Genomic DNA, 25,783 nt, shown 5'->3' with positions numbered 1-25,783 from the left:
GAATCATGCAGATACCGTCATCACGTAAAAAGTCGCTGTTTCTCGACCGTGATGGAGTGATCAACGTCGAAAAAGACTATCTGCACCGCATCCAGGACTTCGAATTCATCGACGGCATTTTTGAATTATGCCAGGCAGCCTCAGAAGCAGGTTACGCGCTGATCATCGTCACGAATCAGTCAGGCATCGCCCGCGGTTACTACACAGAACGACAATTCCAGCACCTGATGACCTGGGTACTGGCCGAGTTTGCCCGACGCGGCTTGACGATTACCGATTATTTCTACTGCCCGCATCATCCCACTAAAGGGACAGGGCATTACCGGGTCGATTGTGACTGTCGAAAACCGGGCCCGCAAATGCTGCTGGATGCGGCACAGAAGTATGATCTGGACCTGTCACAGTCAATCCTCGTGGGAGATAAACGGACCGATCTCCAGGCAGGACACGCAGCCGGCATCGGCACGAAAGTGCTGGTGGGAACCGGACATGCTGTGAGCCCTGAAGATCAACAGGCGGCCGACATGTATGCGGAGACGCTCACCGCGTTGAAAACACTTTTATTTCCAGAATCACCTGGCAGTCACTGAAGGAAACCTCAAGACCATGTCAAACCCGACCCGTGTGATTGGAGTCATCGGAGCCCGGAGTCCGGTCGGACAGTGTCTGTTCTCAAATGAAATCCCCCACGCAACTGACCGCGTAGAACAGTTTGTGGCTTTCACCAGAGGAGATCTTCCAGAAGAACAGAATACTGGCACAACGGTTGAATGGCGAAGTTTAATCGATTCTTCCCGACAGCCTGCTCAAGCGGAGCCGATCACAGACTGGATCAGCCTGGCACCGATCTGGGCACTTTCTGAACATTTTAAGCTGCTCTCTGAATACGGCGCCCGCCGGATCGTCGTCTTAAGCTCTACGAGCCGCTTTACCAAAACAGAATCGATTGACGCCGGCGAGCAACAGATGGCCCAACAGTTGATAGAGGGGGAATTGGAACTGCAAACCTGGGCGGAAGCCAGTCAGATTTCCTGGATCATCCTGCGACCGACTTTGATCTATGGCTTTGGTCGCGATAAAAACATTGCTTCTGTCGCCCGATTCATCAGGCGCTGGAACTGTTTTCCCCTGTTAGGAAACGCACAAGGTAAGCGACAGCCGATTCATGCGGCTGATGTCGCAGTCGCCAGCCTGCAGGCATTACGAACAGAGACGGTCGCGAACCAGGCCTATAACATTTCCGGTGCGGAAACCTTGACTTACCGCGAAATGATCGTGCGTGTCTTTCACGCTCTGAAGCGAAAACCACGCTTTGTGCGGATCCCGTTGACACTGTTTCGTGTGGGTACCGCCATCGTTCGCATTTTGCCCCGTTTCAGGAATCTGACTGCGGGGATGGCCGAACGCATGAATGCGGATCTGGTCTTTGATCATTCTGAGGCAGTGCATGACTTCGGATTTCAGCCACGCCCGTTTGAACTGAACAGTGATGATGTCGCAGGCCCCTAGATCAAAGTGCAGGAATCCTGCTTAAGTTTCGAGCGAGACACCTTCCTGCAATTCGATTTTTTTAGAATGTTTCTGCTGATGCGGTTCGATATTTCCCGGTTTCCCTGCCCCGCAACTGACCGCCAGCAGAACGAGAGGTGACCAGGCGGCAGCGACTGTCAGCATTCCCCAGGCAGGCCAGTATAAAGCAATCACTGACAGCGGAAACAACCAGAAGACATTGATGCAGAGCGTTCCCAGGCTCACCCTGCGATGTGCACGGTGCCTTGCCCAGGTTCCGACTTGCGTTGCCTCCAGAAATCGTGAGAGTCTTTGATAGGCGTGGCACTGATGCGCCTGGTACCAGCAGTCGCGTCGCATCATCCGTCTGAGCAGTGTAAACGTGGCATCGACCCAGAAGACACCGGGTAGAATCAGCCAGACCCAGAGATTCAATAAACCGGAGTTGAGAGAACTCAAAGCGAGTATTCCCACCGTGAACCCCAGATAAGTACTGCCGGCATCACCCATGAAAATTTTCGCGGGAGGCCAGTTGAATGCCATAAACCCCAGCAGGGAAACGGTCAGCAGTAGCATGAGTGACTGTTCGGTTGTTGCAAAGGAGTCCACCTTGAAGGAAATCAGCAGCGTTGCAGCGACCAGAATACTGGTGGCCTCTCCCCCGGCAAGTCCATCGATGCCGTCCATGAAATTAAACAGGTTCAACCACCAGATCAGGGCGACGGTGACGATTCCCCAGGTGACCAGAGTAGCATCCAGCTTCCATCCCCAGAATTCCAAAGCAGGTAAGGGAGTCAGTGCATATACAGAGGCAGCGATAATCGCAGCCTGGGCAAGCAGTCGATACCTGACAGGGACATTATAGAGATCATCCCAAAATCCCAGAGCAGCAATCAGAGTACCGCCACAGAGTATGACTGGAATGGCAGCCCCAGAAAGGGAGCCTGACACATACAAAAACAGAAATGCGATCAGACTCGATACGACAAACGAGACCCCACCGCCTCGAGGCGTGGGCATCACATGAGAACAGCGACTGGTCGGAGACTTCACCAGACCCAGCACGGGAGCCAGTTTGAGCATGACACAGGTACAAATTAAAGATACCAGAAACACGCCGACAGCGATCAGGCATGGTACCATCAAGTTGCCGAACATCATTTGTCAACGATACCTTTTAGAAAATGACATGGACCTGATGCACATTGAAATACAGGCTACCGTAGAGCGCGGAAGAGTTATTGTATCCGAATTCTTTGAGCACGTTCCTGTTTACAGTTCTCCCAACTGAAGAGAGTACTGGTTTGTAAAATATTTGATACTCAACCGCGGCGGAGTATACAGGGAAGGGAAAAATGGGTCAATCCGTTATAAAACCCCTCTTTTTAAGGGATAAATTGAATGCAAATTACTCCAGTAAAGTACCGTCCTCCCGCCTGGCTGCACCAAACGCTGAACATTAAGCCAGCAAAAAGAATTGCTGGCGCTCGCTCTTTATTTGAACAGAGGTGATCTGTTCCCGGCTTGCAATCATTGATTTTGCCTCTCGCGAGAATTATCGTCGAACTGTAATGCGATACCTGTCTCGTCAACTTGCCTGGATCCTGGCAAGCCTGGGGCTGCTGGGGATGATCCTCCAGAGCCTGCAGGTTCAGGTGGAACATACGCACTCAGCTGGAAATGTGGACCACAGCCATTCACACGGTCACAATCATTCACACGGCCACGGTCACTCGCACAGCCACGGCCATTCGCATTCGCATGGACACAGCCATTCCCACAGTCATCAGGGGCATGCGCATTCCCCTCAGTCGGCTGCTTCCGGCATTCCCCAGACACACATTCACGTTTCACTGCTCTGGTGGGAATTCACGTTGAATGTGGATTCAGTTCAGAGCCAACCAGCGACTGTTGTCACCAGCCTGGAACAGCCAGGCGATGAGCCTTCAGAACCACGAATCCACGGGCATCAGACCAGGCGATCGACCGGACCACTCTTCACATCAGTCTCCTGGGGTCAGATCCTTGCGGAACTGTATGCGGGCTGGAACTCGGTCCTGCCCCCTGACAAAAACCGGATGCCTGCGCAACAGGGTCTGTTCTCGCTGCTGTCTCTCACCGCCTGCTGTTATGAATGGCTGGCAGAAGCGCCTCCTGTCCCCCCCCCTGAAACTCCACTTTCTGTCTCATTCACGTAATTCGCCCTGAAATGTCCACGTGCGACATTCCGGTCAAAGTGCGTATGCATTTTGCTGCGCCCATTTTCTACTCGAATGATTTTCAGAGACCGATCTCTGTCCGCGCAAATTTTACGGACTGAGCGAGTGTCTCTGTCAGAAAGTTGGATACCTTTCCATGAAAAATAAACGTTTTGTTTACAGGGGGTTCACTCTGATTGAACTCCTGGTGGTGATTGCCATCATCGCCATTCTGATTGCCTTACTGTTGCCTGCCGTCCAGCAGGCACGGGAAGCAGCCAGAAGACTCTCGTGTAAAAATAATCTGAAACAGCTGGGCCTGGGATTGCACAATTACCAGGAAACCCACGGCTGTTATCCCCCCGGTTATGTATATAAGCCGGGAACCAGTGGCAACCAGTCCGGCTTTGGCTGGGTGACAATGATTCTGCCGATGATCGATCAGGCCAATCTGTACAACCAGTTTGACCTGGAAGAACCGATCTTCAGCCCCGTGAATCTGGTTCCCCGCGAACGTCAGATTCCGGGCCTGCTTTGTCCCTCCGATCCGGTTTCCGAAAACGGTTTTATCGAAATGGGGAGTGCTGCCGAGCGTTATGCCATGGGCTGCTATGTTGCCAGTTTCGGTCCTCCCGATCTGGATGCGACACAGGAAAAACGCGCGGGCATGTTCAGCCGCAACAGTTCGACACGCCCCCGTGATGTGATCGACGGTCTCTCCAATACACTATGTGTGGGAGAACGGCAGAACGGCGTATTCAGAAATGGTGCCGCTCATGGAAACCATTTTGAATACGAGACCACCTGGGCCGGCGCCGTCCGTGAAATTACCGATGCCACCGATGACCACGGGCATATGATCCTGTTTCAGACAGGTCATGTCCCCAACAATCCGGCCAGTGATGACCGCGATGTCTCAGCTCCGCATGTGGGGTTCGCGCAGTTTTTGCTGGGAGATGGATCGGTCAGATTGATCGGCTCCAGCATCGATTTCGGGCTTTACAACGCACTGGGTACGATTGCCGGCGGTGAGGTGATCGGCGAGTATTGATTCTCACAAGTTAACAGGAGAAACGATGCAGGCTCACATCAAGGTGGTGTGAGCCTGTTTCTTTTTTAGTCTTATATGACCACAGCGGTCCGGAATTGAACCTGATCGAATTCGAGACTCTGCACTGAGCTTGAAACGCGACGCTGGCAGTTTCCTGTTGTCTGCGACAACCTCGAATTGCATTCGAGGCCACCCGGTTCTGGAGCATGACCGCCTGCGGAAAAGGTTTATTCTTCTGCGGTTTTTTCGAAGACGAGAATGTGCTGGCGGGGCAGAATGCCGATGGTTTCTTTCCACTTGAGATTCAGTTCTGGCCGGGCGACCTCTTTTTTGGCCTGGGTCTCCGACATCTTGTGGACGAGCTTAATAGGAACGGCCGGATCTTCTTTGCGGTATTCGACAAGCACAACGCGGCCCTGGGGTTTGAGGGCTTTGGAAATTTCCTGCATCATCTCATAGGGAAATTCGAACTCGTGGTAGACGTCGACCATGATCGCCAGGTCGATGGACTCGGGTTTAAGGCCCGGTGACTTCTGTGTGCCCAGCACGGGCACAATGTTGTCCACCCCCTGCTTCTTCATCTTCTTATCCAGCAGATCCAGCATCTCCTGCTGCACGTCGACGGCATAGACTTTCCCGCCTGGACTGACATGTTCGGCGAGGATCACGGAGATCACTCCGCTGCCGGCACCAATGTCGGCAATCGCCATACCGGGTTTGAGCTTGAGTGCTTTGGGAAGCAGTGAGAGTCGTTCTTCCTGCTCGCGGGTCCTGCGCTCCAGCCAGGGCGCACCCTGGTAACCCATCACGCGGGCGATTTCCCGCCCCAGGTAAAACTTGCCGATCCCATTCCGATCGTGATCGCGCAGGTTATAAAAATACCGGTCTTTCTCGTCTGCTGGTTTCGACTTCTCCGACGCCGGCTCGTCTGCCTGCAGAGAGGATGTCTGCAACAACACCATCAGCAGGCAAGTGAGAATTCCGATGAAACAGTTTTCAGACACGAATTTCTTCGACGCAGTTCTCATCAGAGCTCCTCAGGCGGGGAAACGTTTCAGGAGACGAGTTCTCCTGATTCAGGATTCCGCTGGTGACGCTGCATGATCTCGGCCCACTCAGACTGTGGGACTTCAACGGCTTCGTCAACCAGCATCACTGGAATTCCATCTTTAATCGGGTACTTGAGTCGTGTTTCAGGATCGACAGAAATCAGAAACTCACCTTCGCAGATCAGTTTCGCCTTGGTTTTCGGACAGGCAATAATATCCTGCAGATGCTGTGGATCAAATAACATTATTTTTACTCTCGAACAACTTTCACTTCATTGTAGCGATTGAGACAGCAAATCGACAGTTTTCTTATCAAGCTGACGTTCCTGAAACACGCAACCCACTCAGACTGTCTGTACCTCTCAATTAGAAACCACGCAATTCCTGGATATCTTTGAAAGTTCGCAGATCATAGTCGATGCCGACATAATCCAGCACAGAGCAGAGCGCCCGGACAGCCACACCGATTCCATCGGGACCGCTGAAGCCGCCAAATTGTCCGCCCCCCTTCAGATGGGGTTCGACTTCCAGGAAGACACCCGGCACGCCGAGCTTCTTCATTTTCTTTTCCATTTTGGGAAGCATCTCGCGTAGTTCACGCAGAACGAATTCATGACCGGCGTCACCCACGTTGGCGGGCACGAAATTCTTGAGGCGTTCTTCATCGACGACTCCCGTCCATTCCAGATCGTTATCGACGGCGTAATCTTTGATGTGCAGCCAGCCCATGGATTTCTTCATGTCGTTGAATTCGCTCAGGCACTGCATGGCATCTTTATTCTGAGCAGCAATGTTACCGCCATCATAAATGGTGACCATGTTCGGCCGCTTGACTTTGCGGGCCAGTTCTGCCAGCAGCGGGCCGGTTTCCCCGATCAGGTTGGGTTCGATTTCAAGACCGTACACAAGACCTTCCGCGGCACACAGGTCGACAATCTGGCCGATCTGGTCCACGGCCTGGTTCATGTAAGGTTTGGGGTCTTCGCCTTTGGGGGGATAGAATGAGAAACCGCGAATCAGTTTGGTTCCCAGGGTCGTCGCCGCGTTGATGGTGTTGGCGACTTCTTTTTTCAGGTACTCTTTGAAGGGGACGAAGACATTGTGTGAGCCATCGTCTTTGTCTACGAGTTTGATCTTACCCACGCGGGCACCAATGCTGGTCACGTTGATGCCATACTCGTCGTGCAGTTTGAGCAGTGACTTGTATTCGGATTTATTCAGATCGACCACATGCTTGATGTTGCCATCGCTGTTCACATCAATAAACCGGGGGCTGTAATAGCGCAGTCCTAATGCCGAAAGTGCTACCATCTGCTCAACGGCCGTTTTATGGTTTGCTGCTTCATCTGCAAAAGCACTTAAAATCACGCGTGGGTTATCTGACATGACGGATGTTTGCCTTTTAAATCTAAATCGTAAGCGAGTGAGAAGAGTCCAATGCATTGATGCATGCGGCATGGACTGTGCGGGAGTCATTTTTGACAGGTTCGGGTCAAGTTTCAAGAGCTACGCGAAGTTCGACGTCTCTTTTTCAAGTTCATTTCACAAATCATTCCTTAAAGCGAGCAGGAACGTGATTACACAATCAAACGATCAGGTCGCATACGGGACGCATTTCTGAGATGCATGGTCATCGCGGCGGCAGCAGTCTCGGCATCGTGCTGTTTCAGCGCATCCAGCAGCACCAGATGATCATACAGTCCCCGGGTCATGATCTCCGGCGTTTCCCCTGCTGCGGAATACGAAACCCGTTTGTAGCTCCAGCATTTATGAATGGCCTCTGAAATAGGGAGATTTCCACAGTGATCAGCGATGGTAAGATGCAGTGCATAATCGAAGGAACGGGAAGCGGTTCCCCATTTCTGCAGGTGTTCGGCTGACTGATCGCCGTCTTCATACTGTTGCTGACAGGCTTTGACTTCCGCCGCCATCTCCTGCAAACGTGTGATTTCTTCCTCACTGATGTGTTGCGCAGCCATGCCTGCGGCACTCGGCTCCAGCAGTAGACGCAGTTCGTGGATTTCGACCAGCCAGTTTTCCGCCCCTTCCCGCACGACCGCGCGGTGATTTTTCTGCTGAATGACGATCCCATCGGCCTGCAGACGGGCCAGAGCCTGCACGACAGGGGTACGGCTGACGCCAATTTCCCGGGCCAGACGCGTACTTTTCAGCTCAGATCCGCCAGGTAGCTCACAACGAATGATCCGCAGCAGCAGCTTCTGATAGACCTCATCCACCAGGGATAGACTATCGTCCTCCTGCTGAAGTTCCTGTTCCTCAGGTTCCGTTAATAAAGAGATCTCTTTTTTCACATGAATCTCGATTCAAGGGCTTGACAATTCTGCTCCCGACCCATAAAGTGAATTCACTTTTGAGCCATACGGACACATTCCACAGCAACATATTGCTCATTATAGCAATAAAACTGAAATCCACACCCATAAAACCAAACATTTTTGAATTCACTTAGGGATACTACTATGAGTTCTGCGGGAAACGAAAAAACCCTGAAAGCCGGCCTGGTCGGATTCGGCATGATTGTCGACGAAACCTATCGCCCTTTCTTTGAAACGGTTCATGAAACAGCACTTTACCAGAGATCCACGGGCCCGGTTGAGGTTTCCCTGGACGCCGTCGCGACCCGTACTGGGTCACGGGCGGAGAAGTATCTGGCAGAACGTGGTGACAAAGTGGGTGGCTTCCAGAGCTTCGCTGGCGAAAACGCGATCGAAGAGATGACATCGACCGGCTTGAACTTCGCCTGCGTTGCTTCTCCCGACGACCGTCACTTCGATTCCTGTAAAAGACTGCTGGAAGCGGGCACACACCTGATTGTGGAAAAGCCGTCTGTCCTCAAACTGCAGGAACTGGACGAGCTGGTCGCGCTGGCTGATAAAAATAATGTCACTGCCAAGGTGGTGTACCACAAACTGTTCGATCCCGATCACAAAAAGATGCGGACACTGGTCTATGACAACATCCTGAAGCACGTGAACAGCGGCTATTGTTCTCTGCTGGAGCCCAAGGCGATTTCCGGCAAACAGTTCGCGCAGTGGATTACCGGCCGAAACCCTGGAACCTATGTTGCCGTCCACTACATCAAGCTGATCGACTACACGTTCGGCGGAAAACTGAAGACAGTCACAGCCACTGGTCAGCGCGGCCTGGTCGGCGACAAGGATGGCCCCACCTGGGACAGCTGCCAGCTGCGGATGATTTACGAATACGATTCCGGCCGTGAAGCTGCCTTCGATATTCATACATCCTGGGTTACTCCAGACAACTTCCCCGGCTACGTCGAACAGGAAGTCTCTTTCCGTTTCGACAACGGCTTATGGAATGGCCATTCACGCAAGCGTGGTGTGGAATGTACGGTTGAAGAAAAAACGCCGTTTGAGCTCAAGAACTCCATGAACAACCACTTCAATGCGACCTTCATCGAACCCTGGAACGAACGTTCGCAGCGTGGATATGGGATTGAAGTGATTGAGCAGTTTGCCAAAGAAGTCGCGGAGATCGAATTTGGCGGCCCTGAATCAGAGCGTCAGGCACGACTCGAGAAGATTCGCTCGCTGGGCTACAACGATTTATCCGCCGACCGCCAGACGGTCGCCACCGTGCAGGCTCTGGAAGCGATTCTGGAACACCAGGCTGCCGGCGATCCTGACTGTGTCGTGCGTGTAAACGATGAAAAAGGCGGACTTGTCCTGTATCGTCCCGGTTCGGACGAGGCAGAAGTCCTTTACGACGGAACCGTGTAAGTAAAAAATCATGCGAATCACTTCGGAACCATTCTGACGTTGATTCAACTTCATTCAAACTGTTCATTACCTGATTTGTAAAAGAGAAAATCATGACCACAGCCATTCACTTCGACAATGAAAATCAATCCAACGCCGTCCGCGACGATCTGTTTCAGACCGAGCCACTGGCACTACGTACCTTTACCCCCAGCCAGGCTGTACTGGCGAAGTCCGCCGGCTGTTACCACTGGACTCCGGAAGGACGTCGGCTGTACGACTTCACATCGGGCGTACTGGTGGCCAACCTGGGACACAATCCCCGCAGCTGGATGAAACGCTTCAGCGATTACATGGGCTGGAAACCGGAACATGTAACTGGTGAAGGAGAAGGCGAGTACTTCGACGCTCTTACCCTGACTGCTTATAACGCCGTCACTCCGATTGAAACCGAAGCCAGCAAACGACTGATTGCCAGTATTCAATCGTTTAAAGGTGGCAATCGCTGCGACAAAGTCATGTGGGCCGCCTCCGGTTCGGAAGCCGTCCAGAAAGCACTCTGGGCCTGTCTGCATCGTGATTCGGAACGCGATATCATTCTGGCAACTCGCTATGGTTTCCACGGGAAAAAAGGTCTGGCCGGCGCTGTCACCGGTTCCGAAACCGATGCCGACCGTGATCCACGCGTGAAGTTCATCAGCTTTCCCCGCACGGAATGCGATGACATCAGCAAAGCCGATGATACGCTTGACGTTTCTGTCTATCAGAAAGAACTGGAAGAGATGTGGACCGAATATGGTACACGGATCAACTGCCTGATTACCGAGCCTTACCTGGGTGGCGGGGGCAGTTATCATCCTCAGGTCGCTTATCACAAAGTGCTGCAGGATTTCTGCCGTGCCCATGACATTATGCTGATCCTGGATGAAGTCCAGGCCAATTTCGGTCGCACCGGCTGCATGTACGCTTTCGAGAAATATCAGATCGAACCGGACTTTGTCGTCCTGGGTAAAGGCCTGGGGAACGGTGTACCTGTCGCCGCTGCCGTCGGTCGCAACGATGTGATTGCCAGCCTGAAATACGGGGAAGCGTCTGACACCTGGAGTGCCAACCCGCTCTCTTCTGCCGCCGTACTGGCAACTCTGGATGAGTTCGAAGGGACTGATGTGATGGACAACACCCAGAAACTGTCCCAGCTGTATATCGATGGACTGAATGCGTTGAAAGAAACCGGCATCATCGCCAAAGTGCGTGGCGAAGGCATGGTCTTCGGGATCGAGTGTGCCGAGCTGGGTGGCAAGACCAGCCAGGAAGTCGCCATTGAGCTGGTGAAGACCTGCTACCTGGGTGAAACGGACGGCGATGGCATCCATCTGCTGGGTGCATTGGCTGGAAACGTGTTACGCATCAGCCCGCCGATGACGATGACCGAAGCCGAAGCCGAAGCCTCGATCGCGCTGCTAAATCGCATGTGCGTCAAACTGGCTGAACAGTTGCAGGGTGCGACTGCATCTGCATAAGCAGCGTTGAAGTTCGAATTAAAAAAACAGGCCCCGGATTCATTCGGGGCCTGTTTTTTATTGATGACTTATTGTCTCGATCAACGATTACAGCTGTCGCTGGTTGCGCCACTGCTCCAGCTGTTCGGCAGTCAGATTCGCAGGTGCCTTCGCTGTCTGTGTGGTACTTGCTGAGGGCGAGACATTCGCTGCCTGCATGCCACTTACCTGGGCCCGGGTTTTGACAGCCGCTGTCTTTTTGGGTTTGGCCTGTGAATAGGAAGCCTGTTTTGCTCCCTGGTTCAGACCGGCGCTGGCATCGGAAGAGACACCGGCCAGCATCAGGCGGTTTTCTTTTTCGCGGCGGATTTCATCGAGCCAGTACTGAGCTTCGTTGAATTCCGGCTTGAGCAGTACGGCCTGCAGGAACTGAGACTCACTGGCCTGCAGTTCTCCACGATCCCGTAAGATGTAGCCAATGTTATAGTGTGCTTCCGCTTCACCGACCGCACGAATCAGGTGAGGCATGGCTGCCTGGTAATCGCCGGCAGAAGCCATCGCGATTCCCAGTTGATAACGGATATTTTTGTCGGCAGGTGCTGCTTTGCTGGCTTCACCCAGCAGGGCGATTGCCTGATCCCATTTTTTCTCAGCAGCATAGAACTGACCGATGCTGGCACGCACCTGGGGATCTTTGGGAGACATCTCCAGTGCTTTCTGGAATCCTTTTTCTGCTTCGATCTTGCGACCGGCAACCTGATCCAGGCGGGCCAGTCCCAGTACGGCTTCGACCGATTTGGGATTCTCACCCAGCGCAACTTCATACGAATTGCGGGCCGAATCCATATCTCCCATTTTTTCCTGAAGCTGTCCGTGAGTCACATAGAATTTATCCGGGTCTTTAAGTTTGTTTTTCGCGACAGAGATTTTGTCTTTCAATGTCGTGGGTGCTTCATCTGATTTTGCGACAAACTTATCCCGCATCGAGCTGCAGCCGTTACATAAAAGCAAGGCACAGGTGATGACAGCCATCCATGTCTGTTTGGTTAATAATCCGGACATTTTATTACCTCCATGAGGTCCACTTGTAAGACGTGATATGAGTACTTCTCACTTGACGCTCAAAAGAACACGCCTTTGAATTCTGCCAGTTCCGATTACAGCCTATCTGTGATATCACACGGATATTGCTGAAACGGTCATATTAGAAACGAGTGATCATGAGTGAATCAGGTTGCTTTTTCAGTCTGGTCCATTTCAGTCTGAAAAAGATATTCGGGAAAGGACTTTATAATTGACAGAAGAAACGTTGCGCTGCTTCTGAAATTAATTCAGCGGATAGAACGGGTTTCTTTCCTTTAAATCGACAAATTGATTGAATAATCTCCAGTAAATCTCGCGGGTCACTCGATCGGGGCGCTTTTCCCTGCTTGTAGAAATTGTCATACAGGTAATTTACAAAAACTGGGTCATATTCAATATCACGTTGCCGACAACAGAGTCTGGCAATCTCTGTGAACACATCTTGAGGCGGGGCAGTGATTTCGATCTTATGACGTATGCGTCTGAGGAACGCTTCGTCAACCAGTTCCTTCGGATCGAGGTTGGTTGAAAAGACGATTAATTGTTCGAACGGAACCGCAAATTTCTTTCCGGTAGCCAGTGTCAGGTAGTCAATCCGGTCTTCGAGCGGCATAATCCACCGGTTCAACAGGTCTTTTGGACTGACGAGTTGTCTACCAAAGTCGTCGATCAGGAACACGCCCCCATTGGCTTTGATGTGCAGGGGCGCTGTATAAAAGTTGCTGACTTTGTTGTAACGCAGGTCCAGCATTTCCAGATTGAGCTCTCCGCCGGTAATCACAACAGGACGTCTGATGCGTCTCCAGCGGAGGTCGGTTTCGGGCTTGGCCCAGTCCTTCATTTCCGGAATCCGACTCCCCTTCTGCAGATCGGTGGGTGCCCGATCCTGCAGTTCCAGATCGTCGGTGGTCTGATGAATGGTTGGATCGAACAGCGTGATGATGCTGTTTTCCATCTGCAGCGCGTAAGGGATATAAATTTCTCCCCCCTGCCGATTCAGAAAACGTCCCAGGCCTTTGGCAATTAAGGTCTTACCATTACCCGGAGGACCATAGATAAAGATGGAGCGCCCACTGCAGACCGCTGGTCCGAGTTCGTCCAGCAGCCCTTCTCGAATAATGAAGTCGGAAAAGGCAGCTTCGAGCCGCTCCGGAGTGCAGTCGATCCCGACCACGGTCTGAAGGGCACACTGTTTGACATACGCGTCTAAAGGCACAGGCGCCGGCCCCACATAACGGCATTGCTCGAATGCTTCCCGCGCCCGAATCCGTCCCAACTCGGTCAGATTGAAGCGGTACGAAGAACGTCCAATCAGATTGCCGGACGTGACTTCGATGCATTTATCATCTTTCAGAAACACCAGCGCTGTATCAATGATGGTGAACGGCAGATGGGCGCTGCGCGAGATTTCGATCCCCAGGGCACTGCCCTGCAGATACAGCTGCTTCAACACCAGATTGCACAGCTGGTTTAATGACAGGCCTGTTTGCTCCAGCGTATTGGGGGCCGGGATGGAATGATCCTGTTTCGCTGCAGCGGCAGAAGCATTTGCTTTTTTTTCCGGTTGCTTCCACTCCCCTGCCTGCGATCCGGGAAACAGATCACTATACAGGTCATTCAAATCATGTTGTGAGTCGGTTTCCCGGAATGCCTGCCCGGAGGCATCTTTTGATTCATCTTCACCAGGGCGATCAATCATGATGGCAGTTTACGTTCAAGCTGACTTGTTGAGAGAGAAAAAATCGAAATCGGCAGAAAGCAGATATCTACTTCAATTACTTCCGTTGGCTGCCGACCCGCCACCTGTCGTATACTGAATCCGGGGAGCCAGAATCGAACCAACGTAGGCGCGGTATTTCATATCTTCTTCACGTGCCGGACGACCATAGGTCGGACTGACCCGCAACATGGCGGAAGGAACATTTCGTCCATCAGACATCTCGGAGGCTGCATACTGGACATTGGCCAGTCGTTCCTGGCTGGAGATCGAATTGTTGGTCGTCTGCACAAAGATCATGCGACGTTCTTCCGGTGCGTGTTCCATAATCCAGCGCAGATGCAGTAAACCGGCTTCTGTCAACTTGTTACCATCTTTGTCGAAGTGGTAAGCATACAGTGTATTCTGTTCGGTCCAGCCATTGTGAATCTGCCGGTCCATGATATCCGCTACGTATGCCCGGTCCTGGCAGGTATAGGGATAAGGCCAGTAGTGGGCATGATGATAGCGGTTCCAGTAATGCTGTTTCGGTCCGGTGGGGCGAGGGTAAGGAGGCCAGAGTTCGCCGAACTTGTATTTCTGTCGAGAGCCCACCGGTCGCGAGGCCCGTTCGGCCCATTTGGCTTCCTTGGAATTGTCTTCCGAACAGGTGGCACTGGACCAGGGCCAGCCTGCTTCCGCCGTCACGCCATTCATCAGGCTAACTGCAAAAACGATAAGTAGATACGATTGCATTTTGACGGCAGTAGCCATGCCATCTCCCCCCTGTATTGATCGTGCCGGAATCGCCAGACCCTTCACGAAAGATTGATTTGCGCAAGTCAGAACAGACCTCTGTTGCGACAGTCCTTTGTCAAATTATCGGCTGCAGGCAGGTCTGGTCCTGACGAGAAAAACGATTCTAACGGGAGAATAAGAGAGATAATTTACAGCTGTTACCGCATGGCTATCCGCGGTCCGCATGCAAATACAATCGTTCTCTAGAACACCTGCATTCAGCGGCTGTGAGAGAATCCAGGCAGTTGCGCGATACGGCACCGCAACCGAACTCTTTGAAAACAGAGTTAATAAACCCTGCCCTGTCAAACGGACGTACTGGCCACTCGAATTTCGGTTGCCTGAGCCTGTTAATGTGTCGTCACTACCACTACACTTTCGAAAGCCGGGACAGAAGCGCTCCTGCCTCTGGCACCTGTGTCGTAACAAGACCATTTCTATTTTTTCTCAAAACGGTTATTCTTAAGTAACTGAAAAGTAGATCCTGTAACTTATCAAATTTCCAGACTCAGTTTTCGGGTCCTGTAACCGAAACGAATCGAGATCGAAATGGATGCGGTTGAGATACAAGCAAACGATTCCAGCGCCCGCTTCTCTGAGCGAGACGCAGAGCAGATTGCGTCGGAACTGAATCTCACATCACAACAGATTCTGAATGTCATTGCGCTGCTGGATGAAGGAAACACCGTCCCCTTCATTACCCGCTATCGCAAGGAGCGGACGGGCAATCTGGATGAAGTGCAGATCCGCGATATCCAGAAGCGCGTGCAGTCCAAACGTCAGATTTGGGAACGGGCTTCGACCATCCTGCGCTTGATAGAAGCACAGCAGCAGCTCACTCCCGAACTGAAAGCCGAGATTGAAAAAGCGGATACACTCAAGCGCCTGGAGGACCTGTATCGCCCGTATCGTCCCAAGCGTACTTCGCGTGCCGCAACCGCGCGGAAGCACGGCTTTGAACCACTGGCCAACGCCATCTGGGCCGGCGATGCCAGCATCGATAATCTGACAAACGCCGCATTACAATATACCAAGGCGGAAGACGGCGCCCGCACCACCGAAGATGTATTGAAAGGTGCCGCCGACATCCTGGTCGAAAAAATCGGCGAAGATCCCGACGTGCGTGAGATCTCGCGTAAGATCGCCTGGCGTTCCGGCAAACTGACCGTGAATGCCACCAAAAAAGCGGAAGAGTCCGGGCAGGAATATCGCGATTACTTCAACTACTCGGAACAGGTGGTCAAAGTTCCTCACCATCGCACGATGGCGCTGAACCGCGGCGAGAAATCAGGCGCGTTACGGGTCCGCTTTGAATGGGCCGACGATTCCGCCTGCATGTCGATTGCCCGTCACCTGAATCTCAACGGACATCGGTTCCATGAATTTCTGACCGAAGTGATTAACGATGCGCTCTCGCGACTGATCCAGCCCAGTCTCGATCGTGAAATCCGTCGCGAACTGACAGAAAAAGCAGAGAAACACGCGGTCTCCGTTTTTGCACAGAACCTGAAAAACCTGCTGCTGCAGCCTCCCCTGCAGGGACAGCGGATTCTGGCCATCGATCCCGGTTTACGAACCGGCTGCAAGCTGGCGGTTCTTGATGAGCTGGGATACTGTGTCGCGACAGACCTGGTGTACGTGACGGGTTCGGCTGACAAAAAAGAGTTCGCCCGCAAAAAACTGGCGGAAGTCATGACCGAACATCAGTGCCAGCTGGTGGCGATCGGCAATGGAACCGCCTGTCGCGAAACAGAAGAGATCATTACAGAGATGATTGAGCAGGACCTGCCCCAGGCCCGCTACCTGATTGTCAATGAAGCGGGTGCCAGCATCTATTCGGCCAGCCCGGTCGCCCGCGAAGAATTTCCGGATCTGGATGCGACGATTCGCGGTACGATTTCCATTGGCCGCCGCCTGCAGGATCCGCTGAGTGAGCTGGTGAAAATCGATCCTCAGCATCTGGGTGTCGGCATGTATCAGCATGACGTCAATTCCAAGCGGCTCAAAGAGTCGCTGGACGAAGTGATTGAATCGTGCGTGAATTACGTCGGCGTCAATCTGAATACCGCCAGCGCCTCGCTGCTGCGTCACGTTTCCGGCATGAATCAGTTAATCGCCCGCCGGATCACCGAATGGCGCGAAAAACATGGTTCGTTTCAGAATCGCAAACAATTACTGGATGTCGCAGGCGTCGGCGAAGCGACGTTCACCCAGGCGGCGGGCTTCCTGAAAATTGACCAGGGAAGCGAACCGCTGGATTCGACGTGGATTCACCCCGAAAGTTACGAACACGCTTACAAAGTATTCGAGCAACTGGAACTGCCCCCCGACAGCCTGAAGTCGTCGGCCCAGGATCGTGCCTCAATTATTGAAAAAGTCGGACAGATCGATAAAGGGGGCCTGAGTAAGAATCTGAAAATCGGTTTGCCCACGTTGGAGGATATTCTGGAGGCCATCGTCCGTCCCCGTCGCGATCCCCGTGCGGATTTACCCGGCCCCATTTTCAAACAGGGTGTGCTCAAACTGGAACAACTGACCGAAGGCATGGAACTGCAGGGCACGGTACTCAACGTGGTCGACTTCGGTGCCTTTGTGGATGTCGGCTTGAAAGACAGCGCCCTGATTCACGTCAGCGAAATGGCAAACCACTTCATTGAGAATCCTTACCAGTTTGTCTCGGTCGGTGATGTGATCACGGCATGGGTCCTGGGTGTAGATCTGGAACGGCGGCGGGTCTCACTGACGTTGATCAGACCGGGCACCGATCGTCAGCCCAAAAAAGCACAACGTCCCACCAAACCTGCTGAGAAACCAGCATCAGCGAAAACAGCAAAGCCGGCAACAGCATCCGCTAAAAAAACAGCAGACAGCGGAAACAACACAGGCCATCAGCAGAAAAAGCCGCCGCACCAGAATCGTAAACGGGCTAAAAATAAAGGTCCGCTTCCCAAGCTGACTGACGAAATGAAAACCGGAGAAAAGCCCCTGCAGGGCTTTGATCAATTGAAAGCACTTTGGAACCAGAAGAAGAAATAGGGAGTTTTCTCCCCCTGCTTTTCTGCTGGCTCACCCCTTGAACCATGATGCATACCAATCAGCGCACACGCACCTTTATCGCCATTCCCATCCAGCCTCCCCGTGGACTGAAAAAGCTGATGCCCCGCCTGGAAAAGCTGGCACCGGCTGTCAAACCCATTGATGTCGAACAGATGCATATCACGCTGAAGTTCCTCGGACCGACGGAACTGGAAGACATCATGCCCGTCAGCAGAATTCTGAAAGAGATGCGCAGCCGCTTCAAGCGAATCAAACTGGCCTTCAAAGGGCTGGGCGCGTTTCCCCGGGAAGACCATCCGAACGTCATCTGGGCCGGCATCTCGGATGCAGAGGCCCTGCTGGAAATGGTCGAATACCTGGAAGAAGAAACCCAGAAGCTGGGCTACCCCCGCGAGCGAAAAGGTTTTCATCCCCATCTGACACTAGCCCGCGTCAAAGCCAAACCTGCCGACGAACTGTTCGACATCCTGCGGGATCGTAAGCATGCCGAATGGGGGGAAGTGATTGTGGATACGATCAAGTTTTTCCAGTCAGAACTCAAAACGCCGCAGGCCCGCTATCACGAAATGCAGACGGTCAAACTGCCTCAGCGTTGATCGGCTTCGGCAGTGGTTTGGGTCGGAAGAACAGGAACCGGACGAGCAGCCCCAGAATGATCAGTGCACAACCAATAAGCGTATGCAGGGACACGGTCTCGCCCCAGAAGAGCCAGACCCAGATCGGGTTCAAAATCGGTTCGGTCAACACCAGCAGCGCCGCTTCTTGCGACTTGACGGTTTTAACCGCGTGGGAAAAGACCACGTAAGGCGTTCCCATCTGCACGACGCCGAGCAACGCGATCAGAAACAACTGCAGCCAGGTCAATGAGATTCCCAGCGCCATCACCCAGGGCGCGACGACCGCTGCGGAGACCAGCAGACTGAGTGCCACCAGCCAGGCCGGATGCTCATCGCGCAACACGCGAAAAAAGATCACGACCAGCGCATAAGAAATGCCGCTGAGCAGCGCGATCAGGTTGCCGGCGAAGTTTTCGCCCGACCAGTCGCCGACGACAATACAGAAAATGCCCACCAGCACAATAAACATGGCGAGAATCGAACCCGCTTCGATGCGTTCTTTCAGAAACAGAAAGCCGAACAGCATGGCCCAGACGACGCTCGTATTCTGCAGAAATATCGCGGCGGCGGCAGAGGTTTTCGTCATCGCGGTCACGAACAGGAAGTTCATCGATGCGAACGCAATCAGCAGGGGAATCAGAGCGGGACGCCAGCGGACATGTTGAAATTTCACAAACGGCAGCAGAAACAGCCCGGCGAAAAACGCACGATAACAGGCAAGGATCAGCCCGCGGTCGGCTTCGGGAATCGACTGAAACGGCGGGGACTTGATGAACACGCCGCTCAGGCTCCAGAGCACCGATGCCAGCAGCACCAGCAACCGCGCACGTAACAGCTTAGCCTGATCGACGTCTTCGGTCATACACTGTGTTCCGATCCTGCCCTGCTGGAAATGTTAAGAACCGGCGGCTTCAATGGCGGCGGGAACTTCGATGGTTCCCTCGTATAAAGCGCGACCGATAATCGCTCCCACCAGCTTAGGTTGAGTGCGGCTGACTTCTGCCAGTCGCGAAACATCTTTCAGCGTTGTCACGCCGCCAGATGCGATCACAGGCAGCCCCAGTTCGGCCAGCGCGATCATATCCTGGATGGTCCCTTCATCCACGCCCTGCATCATGCCGTCATTAGCGATGTTGGTGTAGATTACCGCCGCCAGTTCAACGCCGACATATTCTTTCGCCAGATCGATGGCGGAGGTTTCCGAAACATCGAGCCAGCCTTCTGTCGCGACTTTGGAATCGCGGGCATCCAGCCCCAGTGCCAGACGATTGGGATAACGTTGCACCATCTGTTTGAACCACTGCGGGTCTTTGAGTGCCTGGGTTCCGACGATCACGCGGTCGATGCCGACCTCATCCAGCATGAGTTGTATGGATGCTTCATCGCGAATACCCCCCCCCATCTGACAGGGAACCGAAACCGCTTCCACAATCTTGCGAACGACTTCATGATTCACAGGCTGCCCGGCTTTGGCACCGTCGAGGTCGACCAGATGCAGACGCTGCGCACCGCCGTCGGCCCAGCGACGGGCCATTTCGGTCGGATCATCGCCGAACACGGTTTCCTGTCCGTAATCGCCTTGTCGCAGACGCACGCATTTGCCTCCCCGGATATCGATGGCGGGCAGTATTTCCATAACTGAGCTGACTTTCTTTTCGCTGATGTGGTGGTTTTAAAAGGAAGCAAAATTCTGCAGGAGTTTGAGTCCCGCGTTCTGACTTTTTTCAGGGTGAAACTGAGAGGCGACAATGTTATCGCGAGCAACCATCGAAGCGAAGCGGCAACCGTAATCGGTATAGGCGGCGACGTCTGCTGCGTTATCGGGGGCCACGTAGTAGCTGTGTACAAAATAGAAATGTTCGTGAGCAGGAATGCCTGCCAGGATCGGGTGTTCGGCGGTCCGTTCGATCTGGTTCCAGCCCATGTGGGGGATCTTCAGACCGGGTTGATCTTCGAAGCGAACCACCTTACCGGGGATGAGGCCCAGCCCCTCGTATTCGCCGTCCTCGTAGCTGACATCAAACAGCAGCTGCAACCCCAGGCAGATACCCAGAAAGGGTTTGCCGGACTGCGCATGTTCCAGAATCGGTTCGACCAGCGACTGATCTTTGAGTGCCTGAATCGCATCGCGAAAGGCACCAACGCCGGGCAGAATCAGTTTGGAGGCTTTGGCAATTTTATCCGGATCGGCACAGATCTCTGCTTCCGCCCCGACCTTCTCAAAGGCCTTCTGGACGCTCCGCAGATTTCCCATTCCATAATCGACAATTGTAATCATAGTGGTTTCTAATTTAAGGTCTCAATTTCAGGCGTACCGCGACAGGGAGAGGACACATCCGCCCCGGCAAAGTTCAGTACGTGCGACCGATTCTAGTCTCTCCACCCGTTTTTGTGAATGATGCCCCCAAAAATGGCTGATTCAGCGGTTTTTACGCCCGCCTGGTCTGAGTTGAATGTTTTTTCTGTGCATACAGGTTCTGGTGAATTCTGGTTGACACTATACAAAATACTGGTAGATTCAACCTGGATTTAATCTGTTTATCAGTAGTATTGAGGCAGAACATAACATAATGGCAAAACTTGACTGGCAAACATCATCCTTCCTTCATAAACACGTGGAGCATTTCGAGGAGCACTCTAAACGTGTTGCATCTGTGGTTGATGAAGCCCGCAACCGATTCAATGATGACTACACTGGATATTCCGCCGCATTCTCTGCCGCTATCCTTACCGCGTCGTTAGTAGGCGGATTCTTCGGCATCAACCAAGGTATTGCGATTACTGGCATGGTCATTGGAGGTTTTGGCATTCTCGGTTCTCTTCTCTGCCATCACCTTAATCAGCGACAGCAAATCACATTTACTCGCGAGGTGATAGATCTTGAGCAAGAACGAACAAGAGCAGCTCAACGTGCAGCAACTATAAAAGAGTTCTGGCTCCACGGTATCCCTGATGGCACTCCGCTGGCACAAATTCAAGTTATCCTTGGTGACACCCCTACTACCGTTCACAATGACGGGGAGCCAATGAGATGGAAGGCGCTCCCGAAACCCAATCTTTCAGACGATGAAACTGATAATGAAGCATAATCTAGTATCAGCCAGACTACAAAGAAATGAACCAAGTCTGTTGGTTGGAATGTATCTAAAATCAACGTCACTAGGGACAACTTAGTGATTTGTGACTTTCATGTGCAATGTTTACTTTGATCACAAACTGAGACATTATGAATCGTAAGGAACAACAAGCTGAATTGATCTACAAACTTGGACTACTTCTACGCCCCATTCAAGATTTGATCGACTATCCAGATCGGCAAACCCCCCAGACCCGGTCACGTGCATGTGCAAAATTCGCTTCTGATCTTACTAGCTACTATAATAGCGTGATGGAGTTTACTCGCTCTGAACCAGGGCACCTGTATGACTATGAGTGGAATACTATTCACAACTGCCTTACACGATTTGGAAATGAACTAAATGGAAAACGCGATCAAACGGACGAACTCCAGGAATCCGTGGAAGCTGTTCGAACTGAAGCAACGCGACTCATCCTATCCATACCGACGGAAATTGAAACCGAAGTCTTAGAAGCTCACTCACCATTTCAAGCCTATTGCAAGCTTAAGGTGTTCTGCGAAGCCACCAAGCAGAAACTAATTTGGGCCGATCCATACATGGCTGCAGGCTTATTTCATCGGTACTTGAATGGATTGCCAGATTCAGTTGAGGTTGTCCTCATCACGAAAGAACGGAACAACAGCCCTGAATACCAATCCTTTTTGGATATCTCTAGACTATACGCGAATGAGCGTGGATCATCGAAGTACCGCTTAGTGGTCGAACCGACGAATCACGATCGATGGATGCGATGCGATGACCAAATTTATCACCTAGGCGGTTCAGCTAAAGACGCGGGAAAGAGAAGCAATTTCACAATAACAAAACTTGATACAACGCCAGAGAATCTACATAAACTAGATATTTTGACGGCGTCTGGCACGGAACTTTTTGGGCCGACGACTCCGGCTCATTTTTAGAACATTAGACAATTGGTAAATAAAACGGGGAAGCAGATGTCGAAAGAGCGTGTCGGCCAAGTCGAGGAGATCCCATGCGTACGTTGTGGATTTACACGACACACAATTCGCGGTTCGTTTGAAGCCTACTGGGAAGATAAAGACAGAGACATTAGTGCGGGAGCAACTTACGACTTGATGGAGTGTAATGGGTGCCAGAGGGGTACGCTCCGGGAGACCAGCTGGTTTTCGGAAGATCCTGGTGACTCCCAAGTGACGTACTGGCCACCACGCAAACATGACTCTCCCTTACGCGAGCCGCGCAACTTCAATGAATTGGACTTCGGCAGCCCAGTGGACTCGGTCTACCGTCAAACAATCACGGCGTTCAACGACGGGCTATCTACACTCGCGGGTGCCGGAGTTCGGCTACTGATTGAGGGGATTTGCCTCGACCAGAAGATTCTCAAGGGGAAAGTCTATACCGATCAGGGAAAGCTGGTCCGCGAGAGGGCTACAGGAAAAATCGTCCTTCGAAGTAACCTTGAAGGAAAGATTAACGGTTTGTGGATGAAAGGTCTTATCAGTAAAAATCAGTCAAAGGTGTTGCACCAACTACGAAGGCTCGGAAATGACTCCGCCCACGCACTCGATCAGCCGCCGCTCAAATTGATTGAAGAGTGCATCGAAGCCCTCGAACACCTTCTGATTCAAGTCTACGATCAGCCCGAACTACTTAAGAGGCTGATGAATCGAAAGAAGCCGGGGAGATAAAACGGATTCGAAGGAGCGGCGAACGAGAGCCATCGATGAGGCGTATTTTGAAATCAACGTCGCTGGCGGCAACCTGATGTTTTTGGACGTTATACGTCTAAGGTAAATTACCAAAAAATACTAAGTACATAGTAATCGGATAAAACCTATGCGTAAAAATGAGAAAAGAATGGCATTAATTTTTTTAATATCCCTTTTTGTCTTCAGTGCATTTTTTTACTTTTCATCCAGTTATCCTAATTCAGTGGTATGGGGGGCATTTGGTGGGTTACTAGCACTTTATGGTGTGATTCTAATGGCTCTTCCAGTTTTAAGGGTTGGTCCTTTTCAGTGGATCGCCAACCTCTACTTTGATGACCTGTTGATTAGGGATGGTTTAAAAGAGCCGCCAACTGCGGAAGAAAAGAAGCGAATAGAAGCGCAAAGAAAAAGTGACCTGGTTATACAACAAATATTTGGCCCCTACTTGATAGGTATAGGAACTTTCGTAAACGGTATTAGCGGTTTTTTTAGTGGATAAGTCCAAAAGAAGATTAAAAAGATGTCCACCGATTGGAATAGAAGTTCAACCATCCGGACTTGGTAATCGCTGACATTATCAAGGACACCGGAACATGAATCTGAATTAATTCGCACGAATTGTATTCTGTTCTATTTAGTCTATATCGGATTGAGTTTATGAAACGCCGGACGCCCCCAACAAACCTGTCTACCGACGATTTGCGAGATGAAAACTTCGGTTCAGAATTGGGTCGACTATTTTTTGACTCACCGGACTTTAATCTCAAACCAACCATAAATCATCTCAAAAAGATAGAACGACTCAACATCGAATCTCACAGTATAGATGCACCCGCAGATCAGAGCTCGATCTGGCACATTCGTTTTGAATACCACGGATTCCATTTTTTCGTTGATACTAATCACCACGGTGCTACATCCTTGTTTTTCGTAACCGAGGTAAACTGCCCCAACGATATATTATTAGATCTACTGAGAATATTTGGACAAATTGGCTCACTAACCTGGCAACAAGCGTAACTCTAATACGGCAACAGAATCCTGAAATGTATTCAGGAGCGGTTTTCGATTCTGGCACACTACTGTAAACACCATGAGCCATAAGACCATAGCTGCGGTTTATACGCATCTCGTGATACAACCGGGGCTAACGCCTAATGGCACTTACTTTAAATTAAGCTGGTTACCCCAGCCGTTTGGCATGGGATTTGCGCAGGATTCTATTCTTGAAAATAGACTGCCAATTTGCCAGGAGTAATCACGCTGTGAAACAATCACCGGAACAGATTCTTGAATTCGATCGTGCCTTCGAACAACTTAAAGATTTGGTGGACTTACGCCAAGCCGATCAGCTGCATCCCAGGCGACCCAATGCAATCTATACCGCCTGTGTTGTGCTGTGGATGTTGATTTTTCAACGCCTCAAACCAGATGCCTCACTCGAAGCGGCGGTGAAGCATCTGATTGAAAATCAACCTGACTACCTTCCTGAAAACAAACGATTAAGCCAGGGTACACTCTCGTCCAACAGTGCAGCATACAGCCGGGCTCGCAGCGAACTGCCGTTGGATGTTGTGAAATGGTTTTCCAATGAAATCACTCGTGCCATCGTCGGGCAATCTGAAACCCTGCTGGACGGTCGTCAAATATTTTTACTCGATGGAACCACGATCACATTAGCACCGGAAAAAGAATTACAAACGAAATTTCCGCCCGCCTCAAATCAGCACGGTGAAAGTGTCTGGCCTGTTGTCAATCTGACCGTTTTTCACGAGCTCAGTAGTGGATGTGCCTTGCTGCCACAGTTGGGGGCCATGTATGGACCTGAAGCGGTTTCAGAAACGGAACTTGCCCGAAATGGCATGCACTGCCTGCCAGACGAATCGATCATCATGGCTGATGCAGGATTTGGGATCTTTGGCGTTGCTCACCAGGCACAACTCCTGGGGCATGATTTTTTTCTACGCATGAAGAAGTTAAACTTTGAGTCACTTCGAGCCAAAGCAAAACTCGTATCGCAAAGCCCAAAACATAAGACCTACCAACACCAGTGGACTCCGACCCCCAAAAACCGTAAAACACAACCCGGGCTCCCCAGGGACGCTTCGCTGGCTGTTGTATTGCACGAAATCATCGTCAATGAAACCTTGACGCTGTATTGCGTTACCAGCCTGTCGCAAGACGCTGCCATCCTGAGCAACCTCTATAATCAAAGGGTCAATGTCGAAGTTGATATCCGTAACTTGAAGGTCGTATTAGACACCGAGAACATTCGCGCCAAGAAGGTAGACACGTTTTTGAAAGAGCTGTATACGTCAGTGGTTGCCTACAATTTAGTTGGTCAATTCCGCAGACAGGCGGCTGAACTGAATCAGGTTGCTCCGCGGCGGATGAGCTTTAAGCGAACCTGGACAACATTCCAAACGTTCCTGTTGAAGCACCTGCACACTGAGCCAGAATCATGGCGTGAATCCTTCGAGCGAGCACTGTTCTACGCGACCAAAGATAAACTACCCAATCGCGCTGCCAACCGAAGCGTAAAAAGAGAATGCTACGCCAAACGTTCAAAGAGAGACCATTTCGAAAAAAGAAAAAAGCCCCCAGAGAAATTGAAACACACTGATCTAAAGTAAGTGCCATTAGGCTAACGCCCAGCGGCTAATTTTTTTTGCG

General features: G+C 51.6%; 24 protein-coding genes. 13 read left to right on the top strand and 11 right to left on the bottom strand.

Features of this window, described 5'->3' with window-relative positions; translation table 11 throughout:
• The first annotated feature begins 5 nt into the window (after positions 1-5).
• Entirely contained in the window at positions 6-590 is a 585-nt protein-coding gene (gmhB, locus tag GmarT_RS05185; RefSeq protein WP_002645963.1) for a D-glycero-beta-D-manno-heptose 1,7-bisphosphate 7-phosphatase, read from the top strand.
• 16 nt (positions 591-606) lie between these two features.
• Positions 607-1,509, top strand: a complete 903-nt coding sequence (locus GmarT_RS05180; RefSeq protein WP_002645964.1) for an NAD-dependent epimerase/dehydratase family protein — start codon at positions 607-609, stop codon at positions 1,507-1,509.
• A 21-nt stretch (positions 1,510-1,530) separates the two neighbouring features.
• Here the strand turns inward: GmarT_RS05180 and GmarT_RS05175 are convergent, their stop codons facing one another.
• Positions 1,531-2,670 carry an MraY family glycosyltransferase gene (locus tag GmarT_RS05175; RefSeq protein WP_002645965.1) on the bottom strand — a complete coding sequence of 380 codons (1,140 nt, stop codon included), beginning with the start codon at positions 2,668-2,670 and terminating at the stop codon, positions 1,531-1,533.
• Positions 2,671-3,080: 410 nt separating this feature from the next.
• Between GmarT_RS05175 and GmarT_RS29395 the strand changes: the two genes are divergently transcribed.
• Positions 3,081-3,707, top strand: coding sequence for a hypothetical protein (locus GmarT_RS29395; protein WP_187782342.1), 627 nt, complete (start codon positions 3,081-3,083; stop codon positions 3,705-3,707).
• A 157-nt stretch (positions 3,708-3,864) separates the two neighbouring features.
• Positions 3,865-4,758 carry a DUF1559 domain-containing protein gene (locus GmarT_RS05165; RefSeq protein WP_002645967.1) on the top strand — a complete coding sequence of 298 codons (894 nt, stop codon included), beginning with the start codon at positions 3,865-3,867 and terminating at the stop codon, positions 4,756-4,758.
• Positions 4,759-4,985: 227 nt separating this feature from the next.
• Here the strand turns inward: GmarT_RS05165 and GmarT_RS05160 are convergent, their stop codons facing one another.
• From GmarT_RS05160 to GmarT_RS05145, 4 genes are all read right to left on the bottom strand, one after another.
• Positions 4,986-5,786 carry a class I SAM-dependent methyltransferase gene (locus GmarT_RS05160; protein WP_002645968.1) on the bottom strand — a complete coding sequence of 267 codons (801 nt, stop codon included), beginning with the start codon at positions 5,784-5,786 and terminating at the stop codon, positions 4,986-4,988.
• Between the two features lie 26 nt (positions 5,787-5,812).
• Positions 5,813-6,052: a Trm112 family protein gene (locus GmarT_RS05155; RefSeq protein ID WP_002645969.1), complete on the bottom strand. Its 240-nt coding sequence runs from the start codon at positions 6,050-6,052 to the stop codon at positions 5,813-5,815.
• A 121-nt stretch (positions 6,053-6,173) separates the two neighbouring features.
• Positions 6,174-7,193, bottom strand: coding sequence for a sugar phosphate isomerase/epimerase family protein (locus GmarT_RS05150; protein WP_002645970.1), 1,020 nt, complete (start codon positions 7,191-7,193; stop codon positions 6,174-6,176).
• 191 nt (positions 7,194-7,384) lie between these two features.
• On the bottom strand, positions 7,385-8,119 hold the full coding sequence (locus tag GmarT_RS05145) for a GntR family transcriptional regulator (RefSeq protein ID WP_002645971.1): 735 nt from the start codon (positions 8,117-8,119) through the stop codon (positions 7,385-7,387).
• 168 nt (positions 8,120-8,287) lie between these two features.
• Here GmarT_RS05145 and GmarT_RS05140 point away from each other — a divergent pair, with 168 nt between their 5' ends.
• Both GmarT_RS05140 and GmarT_RS05135 read left to right on the top strand, forming a co-directional pair.
• On the top strand, positions 8,288-9,568 hold the full coding sequence (locus GmarT_RS05140) for a Gfo/Idh/MocA family protein (RefSeq protein ID WP_002645973.1): 1,281 nt from the start codon (positions 8,288-8,290) through the stop codon (positions 9,566-9,568).
• 92 nt (positions 9,569-9,660) lie between these two features.
• On the top strand, positions 9,661-11,067 hold the full coding sequence (locus GmarT_RS05135) for an aminotransferase class III-fold pyridoxal phosphate-dependent enzyme (protein ID WP_002645974.1): 1,407 nt from the start codon (positions 9,661-9,663) through the stop codon (positions 11,065-11,067).
• A gap of 87 nt (positions 11,068-11,154) precedes the next feature.
• On the opposite strand, the gene GmarT_RS05130 is transcribed toward GmarT_RS05135, so the two are convergent.
• The 3 genes from GmarT_RS05130 to GmarT_RS05120 form a co-directional block, all read right to left on the bottom strand.
• A complete protein-coding gene (locus tag GmarT_RS05130) occupies positions 11,155-12,108 on the bottom strand; it encodes a tetratricopeptide repeat protein (RefSeq protein ID WP_002645976.1) in 954 nt (317 codons plus the stop codon).
• 226 nt (positions 12,109-12,334) lie between these two features.
• Positions 12,335-13,828, bottom strand: coding sequence for a DUF8689 domain-containing protein (locus GmarT_RS05125; protein ID WP_002645977.1), 1,494 nt, complete (start codon positions 13,826-13,828; stop codon positions 12,335-12,337).
• A gap of 72 nt (positions 13,829-13,900) precedes the next feature.
• Positions 13,901-14,599 (bottom strand): hypothetical protein, encoded by a 699-nt coding sequence (locus GmarT_RS05120; RefSeq protein ID WP_002645978.1) that lies wholly within the window; start codon positions 14,597-14,599, stop codon positions 13,901-13,903.
• Positions 14,600-15,172: 573 nt separating this feature from the next.
• Between GmarT_RS05120 and GmarT_RS05115 the strand changes: the two genes are divergently transcribed.
• Both GmarT_RS05115 and thpR read left to right on the top strand, forming a co-directional pair.
• A complete protein-coding gene (locus tag GmarT_RS05115) occupies positions 15,173-17,659 on the top strand; it encodes a Tex family protein (RefSeq protein ID WP_002645979.1) in 2,487 nt (828 codons plus the stop codon).
• A 44-nt stretch (positions 17,660-17,703) separates the two neighbouring features.
• Complete coding sequence (gene thpR / locus GmarT_RS05110) at positions 17,704-18,276, top strand: RNA 2',3'-cyclic phosphodiesterase (RefSeq protein ID WP_044237434.1); 573 nt, start codon at positions 17,704-17,706, stop codon at positions 18,274-18,276.
• On the opposite strand, the gene GmarT_RS05105 is transcribed toward thpR, so the two are convergent.
• Genes GmarT_RS05105 through hisH form a run of 3 tightly spaced genes read right to left on the bottom strand, consistent with a single transcriptional unit; the run spans position 18,257 to position 20,575 of the window.
• Entirely contained in the window at positions 18,257-19,159 is a 903-nt protein-coding gene (locus tag GmarT_RS05105) for a DMT family transporter (RefSeq protein ID WP_002645981.1), read from the bottom strand. The genes thpR and GmarT_RS05105 overlap by 20 nt on opposite strands.
• Before the next feature lie 33 nt (positions 19,160-19,192).
• Positions 19,193-19,933, bottom strand: coding sequence for a 1-(5-phosphoribosyl)-5-[(5-phosphoribosylamino)methylideneamino]imidazole-4-carboxamide isomerase (gene hisA, locus GmarT_RS05100; RefSeq protein WP_002645982.1), 741 nt, complete (start codon positions 19,931-19,933; stop codon positions 19,193-19,195).
• 36 nt (positions 19,934-19,969) lie between these two features.
• Positions 19,970-20,575, bottom strand: coding sequence for an imidazole glycerol phosphate synthase subunit HisH (hisH, locus tag GmarT_RS05095; protein WP_002645983.1), 606 nt, complete (start codon positions 20,573-20,575; stop codon positions 19,970-19,972).
• Positions 20,576-20,867: 292 nt separating this feature from the next.
• Here hisH and GmarT_RS05090 point away from each other — a divergent pair, with 292 nt between their 5' ends.
• From GmarT_RS05090 to GmarT_RS05070, 5 genes are all read left to right on the top strand, one after another.
• A complete protein-coding gene (locus tag GmarT_RS05090; protein WP_149302464.1) occupies positions 20,868-21,386 on the top strand; it encodes a hypothetical protein in 519 nt (172 codons plus the stop codon).
• Positions 21,387-21,523: 137 nt separating this feature from the next.
• Positions 21,524-22,336 carry a hypothetical protein gene (locus GmarT_RS05085; RefSeq protein ID WP_149302463.1) on the top strand — a complete coding sequence of 271 codons (813 nt, stop codon included), beginning with the start codon at positions 21,524-21,526 and terminating at the stop codon, positions 22,334-22,336.
• Between the two features lie 252 nt (positions 22,337-22,588).
• Positions 22,589-23,089, top strand: a complete 501-nt coding sequence (locus GmarT_RS05080) for a DUF4145 domain-containing protein (protein ID WP_157159021.1) — start codon at positions 22,589-22,591, stop codon at positions 23,087-23,089.
• Positions 23,090-23,237: 148 nt separating this feature from the next.
• On the top strand, positions 23,238-23,609 hold the full coding sequence (locus tag GmarT_RS05075; protein ID WP_002649843.1) for a hypothetical protein: 372 nt from the start codon (positions 23,238-23,240) through the stop codon (positions 23,607-23,609).
• 766 nt (positions 23,610-24,375) lie between these two features.
• Positions 24,376-25,743 carry an IS4 family transposase gene (locus tag GmarT_RS05070; protein ID WP_149302462.1) on the top strand — a complete coding sequence of 456 codons (1,368 nt, stop codon included), beginning with the start codon at positions 24,376-24,378 and terminating at the stop codon, positions 25,741-25,743.
• Positions 25,744-25,783: the final 40 nt, after the last annotated feature.

It is taken from the genome of Gimesia maris (assembly GCF_008298035.1).
Lineage (GTDB): Bacteria > Planctomycetota > Planctomycetia > Planctomycetales > Planctomycetaceae > Gimesia > Gimesia maris.
The sequence above is the reverse complement of the archived record's forward strand: the minus strand, read 5'-3'. Positions and strand labels throughout refer to the sequence as shown.

Bases quoted from the DNA above. Each gene is read 5' to 3' on its own strand.
- GmarT_RS05135 (WP_002645974.1), top strand. From the start codon at position 9,661: ATGACCACAGCCATTCACTTCGACAATGAAAATCAATCCAACGCCGTC.
- GmarT_RS05125 (WP_002645977.1), bottom strand. From the start codon at position 13,828: ATGATTGATCGCCCTGGTGAAGATGAATCAAAAGATGCCTCCGGGCAG.
- GmarT_RS05115 (WP_002645979.1), top strand. From the start codon at position 15,173: ATGGATGCGGTTGAGATACAAGCAAACGATTCCAGCGCCCGCTTCTCT.
- gmhB (WP_002645963.1), top strand. From the start codon at position 6: ATGCAGATACCGTCATCACGTAAAAAGTCGCTGTTTCTCGACCGTGAT.
- GmarT_RS05105 (WP_002645981.1), bottom strand. From the start codon at position 19,159: ATGACCGAAGACGTCGATCAGGCTAAGCTGTTACGTGCGCGGTTGCTG.
- thpR (WP_044237434.1), top strand. From the start codon at position 17,704: ATGATGCATACCAATCAGCGCACACGCACCTTTATCGCCATTCCCATC.
- GmarT_RS05085 (WP_149302463.1), top strand. From the start codon at position 21,524: ATGAATCGTAAGGAACAACAAGCTGAATTGATCTACAAACTTGGACTA.
- GmarT_RS05140 (WP_002645973.1), top strand. From the start codon at position 8,288: ATGAGTTCTGCGGGAAACGAAAAAACCCTGAAAGCCGGCCTGGTCGGA.
- GmarT_RS05075 (WP_002649843.1), top strand. From the start codon at position 23,238: ATGCGTAAAAATGAGAAAAGAATGGCATTAATTTTTTTAATATCCCTT.
- GmarT_RS05150 (WP_002645970.1), bottom strand. From the start codon at position 7,193: ATGTCAGATAACCCACGCGTGATTTTAAGTGCTTTTGCAGATGAAGCA.
- hisH (WP_002645983.1), bottom strand. From the start codon at position 20,575: ATGATTACAATTGTCGATTATGGAATGGGAAATCTGCGGAGCGTCCAG.
- GmarT_RS05130 (WP_002645976.1), bottom strand. From the start codon at position 12,108: ATGTCCGGATTATTAACCAAACAGACATGGATGGCTGTCATCACCTGT.
- GmarT_RS05155 (WP_002645969.1), bottom strand. From the start codon at position 6,052: ATGTTATTTGATCCACAGCATCTGCAGGATATTATTGCCTGTCCGAAA.
- GmarT_RS29395 (WP_187782342.1), top strand. From the start codon at position 3,081: ATGCGATACCTGTCTCGTCAACTTGCCTGGATCCTGGCAAGCCTGGGG.
- GmarT_RS05160 (WP_002645968.1), bottom strand. From the start codon at position 5,786: ATGAGAACTGCGTCGAAGAAATTCGTGTCTGAAAACTGTTTCATCGGA.
- GmarT_RS05175 (WP_002645965.1), bottom strand. From the start codon at position 2,670: ATGATGTTCGGCAACTTGATGGTACCATGCCTGATCGCTGTCGGCGTG.
- GmarT_RS05180 (WP_002645964.1), top strand. From the start codon at position 607: ATGTCAAACCCGACCCGTGTGATTGGAGTCATCGGAGCCCGGAGTCCG.
- GmarT_RS05165 (WP_002645967.1), top strand. From the start codon at position 3,865: ATGAAAAATAAACGTTTTGTTTACAGGGGGTTCACTCTGATTGAACTC.
- GmarT_RS05120 (WP_002645978.1), bottom strand. From the start codon at position 14,599: ATGGCTACTGCCGTCAAAATGCAATCGTATCTACTTATCGTTTTTGCA.
- GmarT_RS05090 (WP_149302464.1), top strand. From the start codon at position 20,868: ATGGCAAAACTTGACTGGCAAACATCATCCTTCCTTCATAAACACGTG.
- hisA (WP_002645982.1), bottom strand. From the start codon at position 19,933: ATGGAAATACTGCCCGCCATCGATATCCGGGGAGGCAAATGCGTGCGT.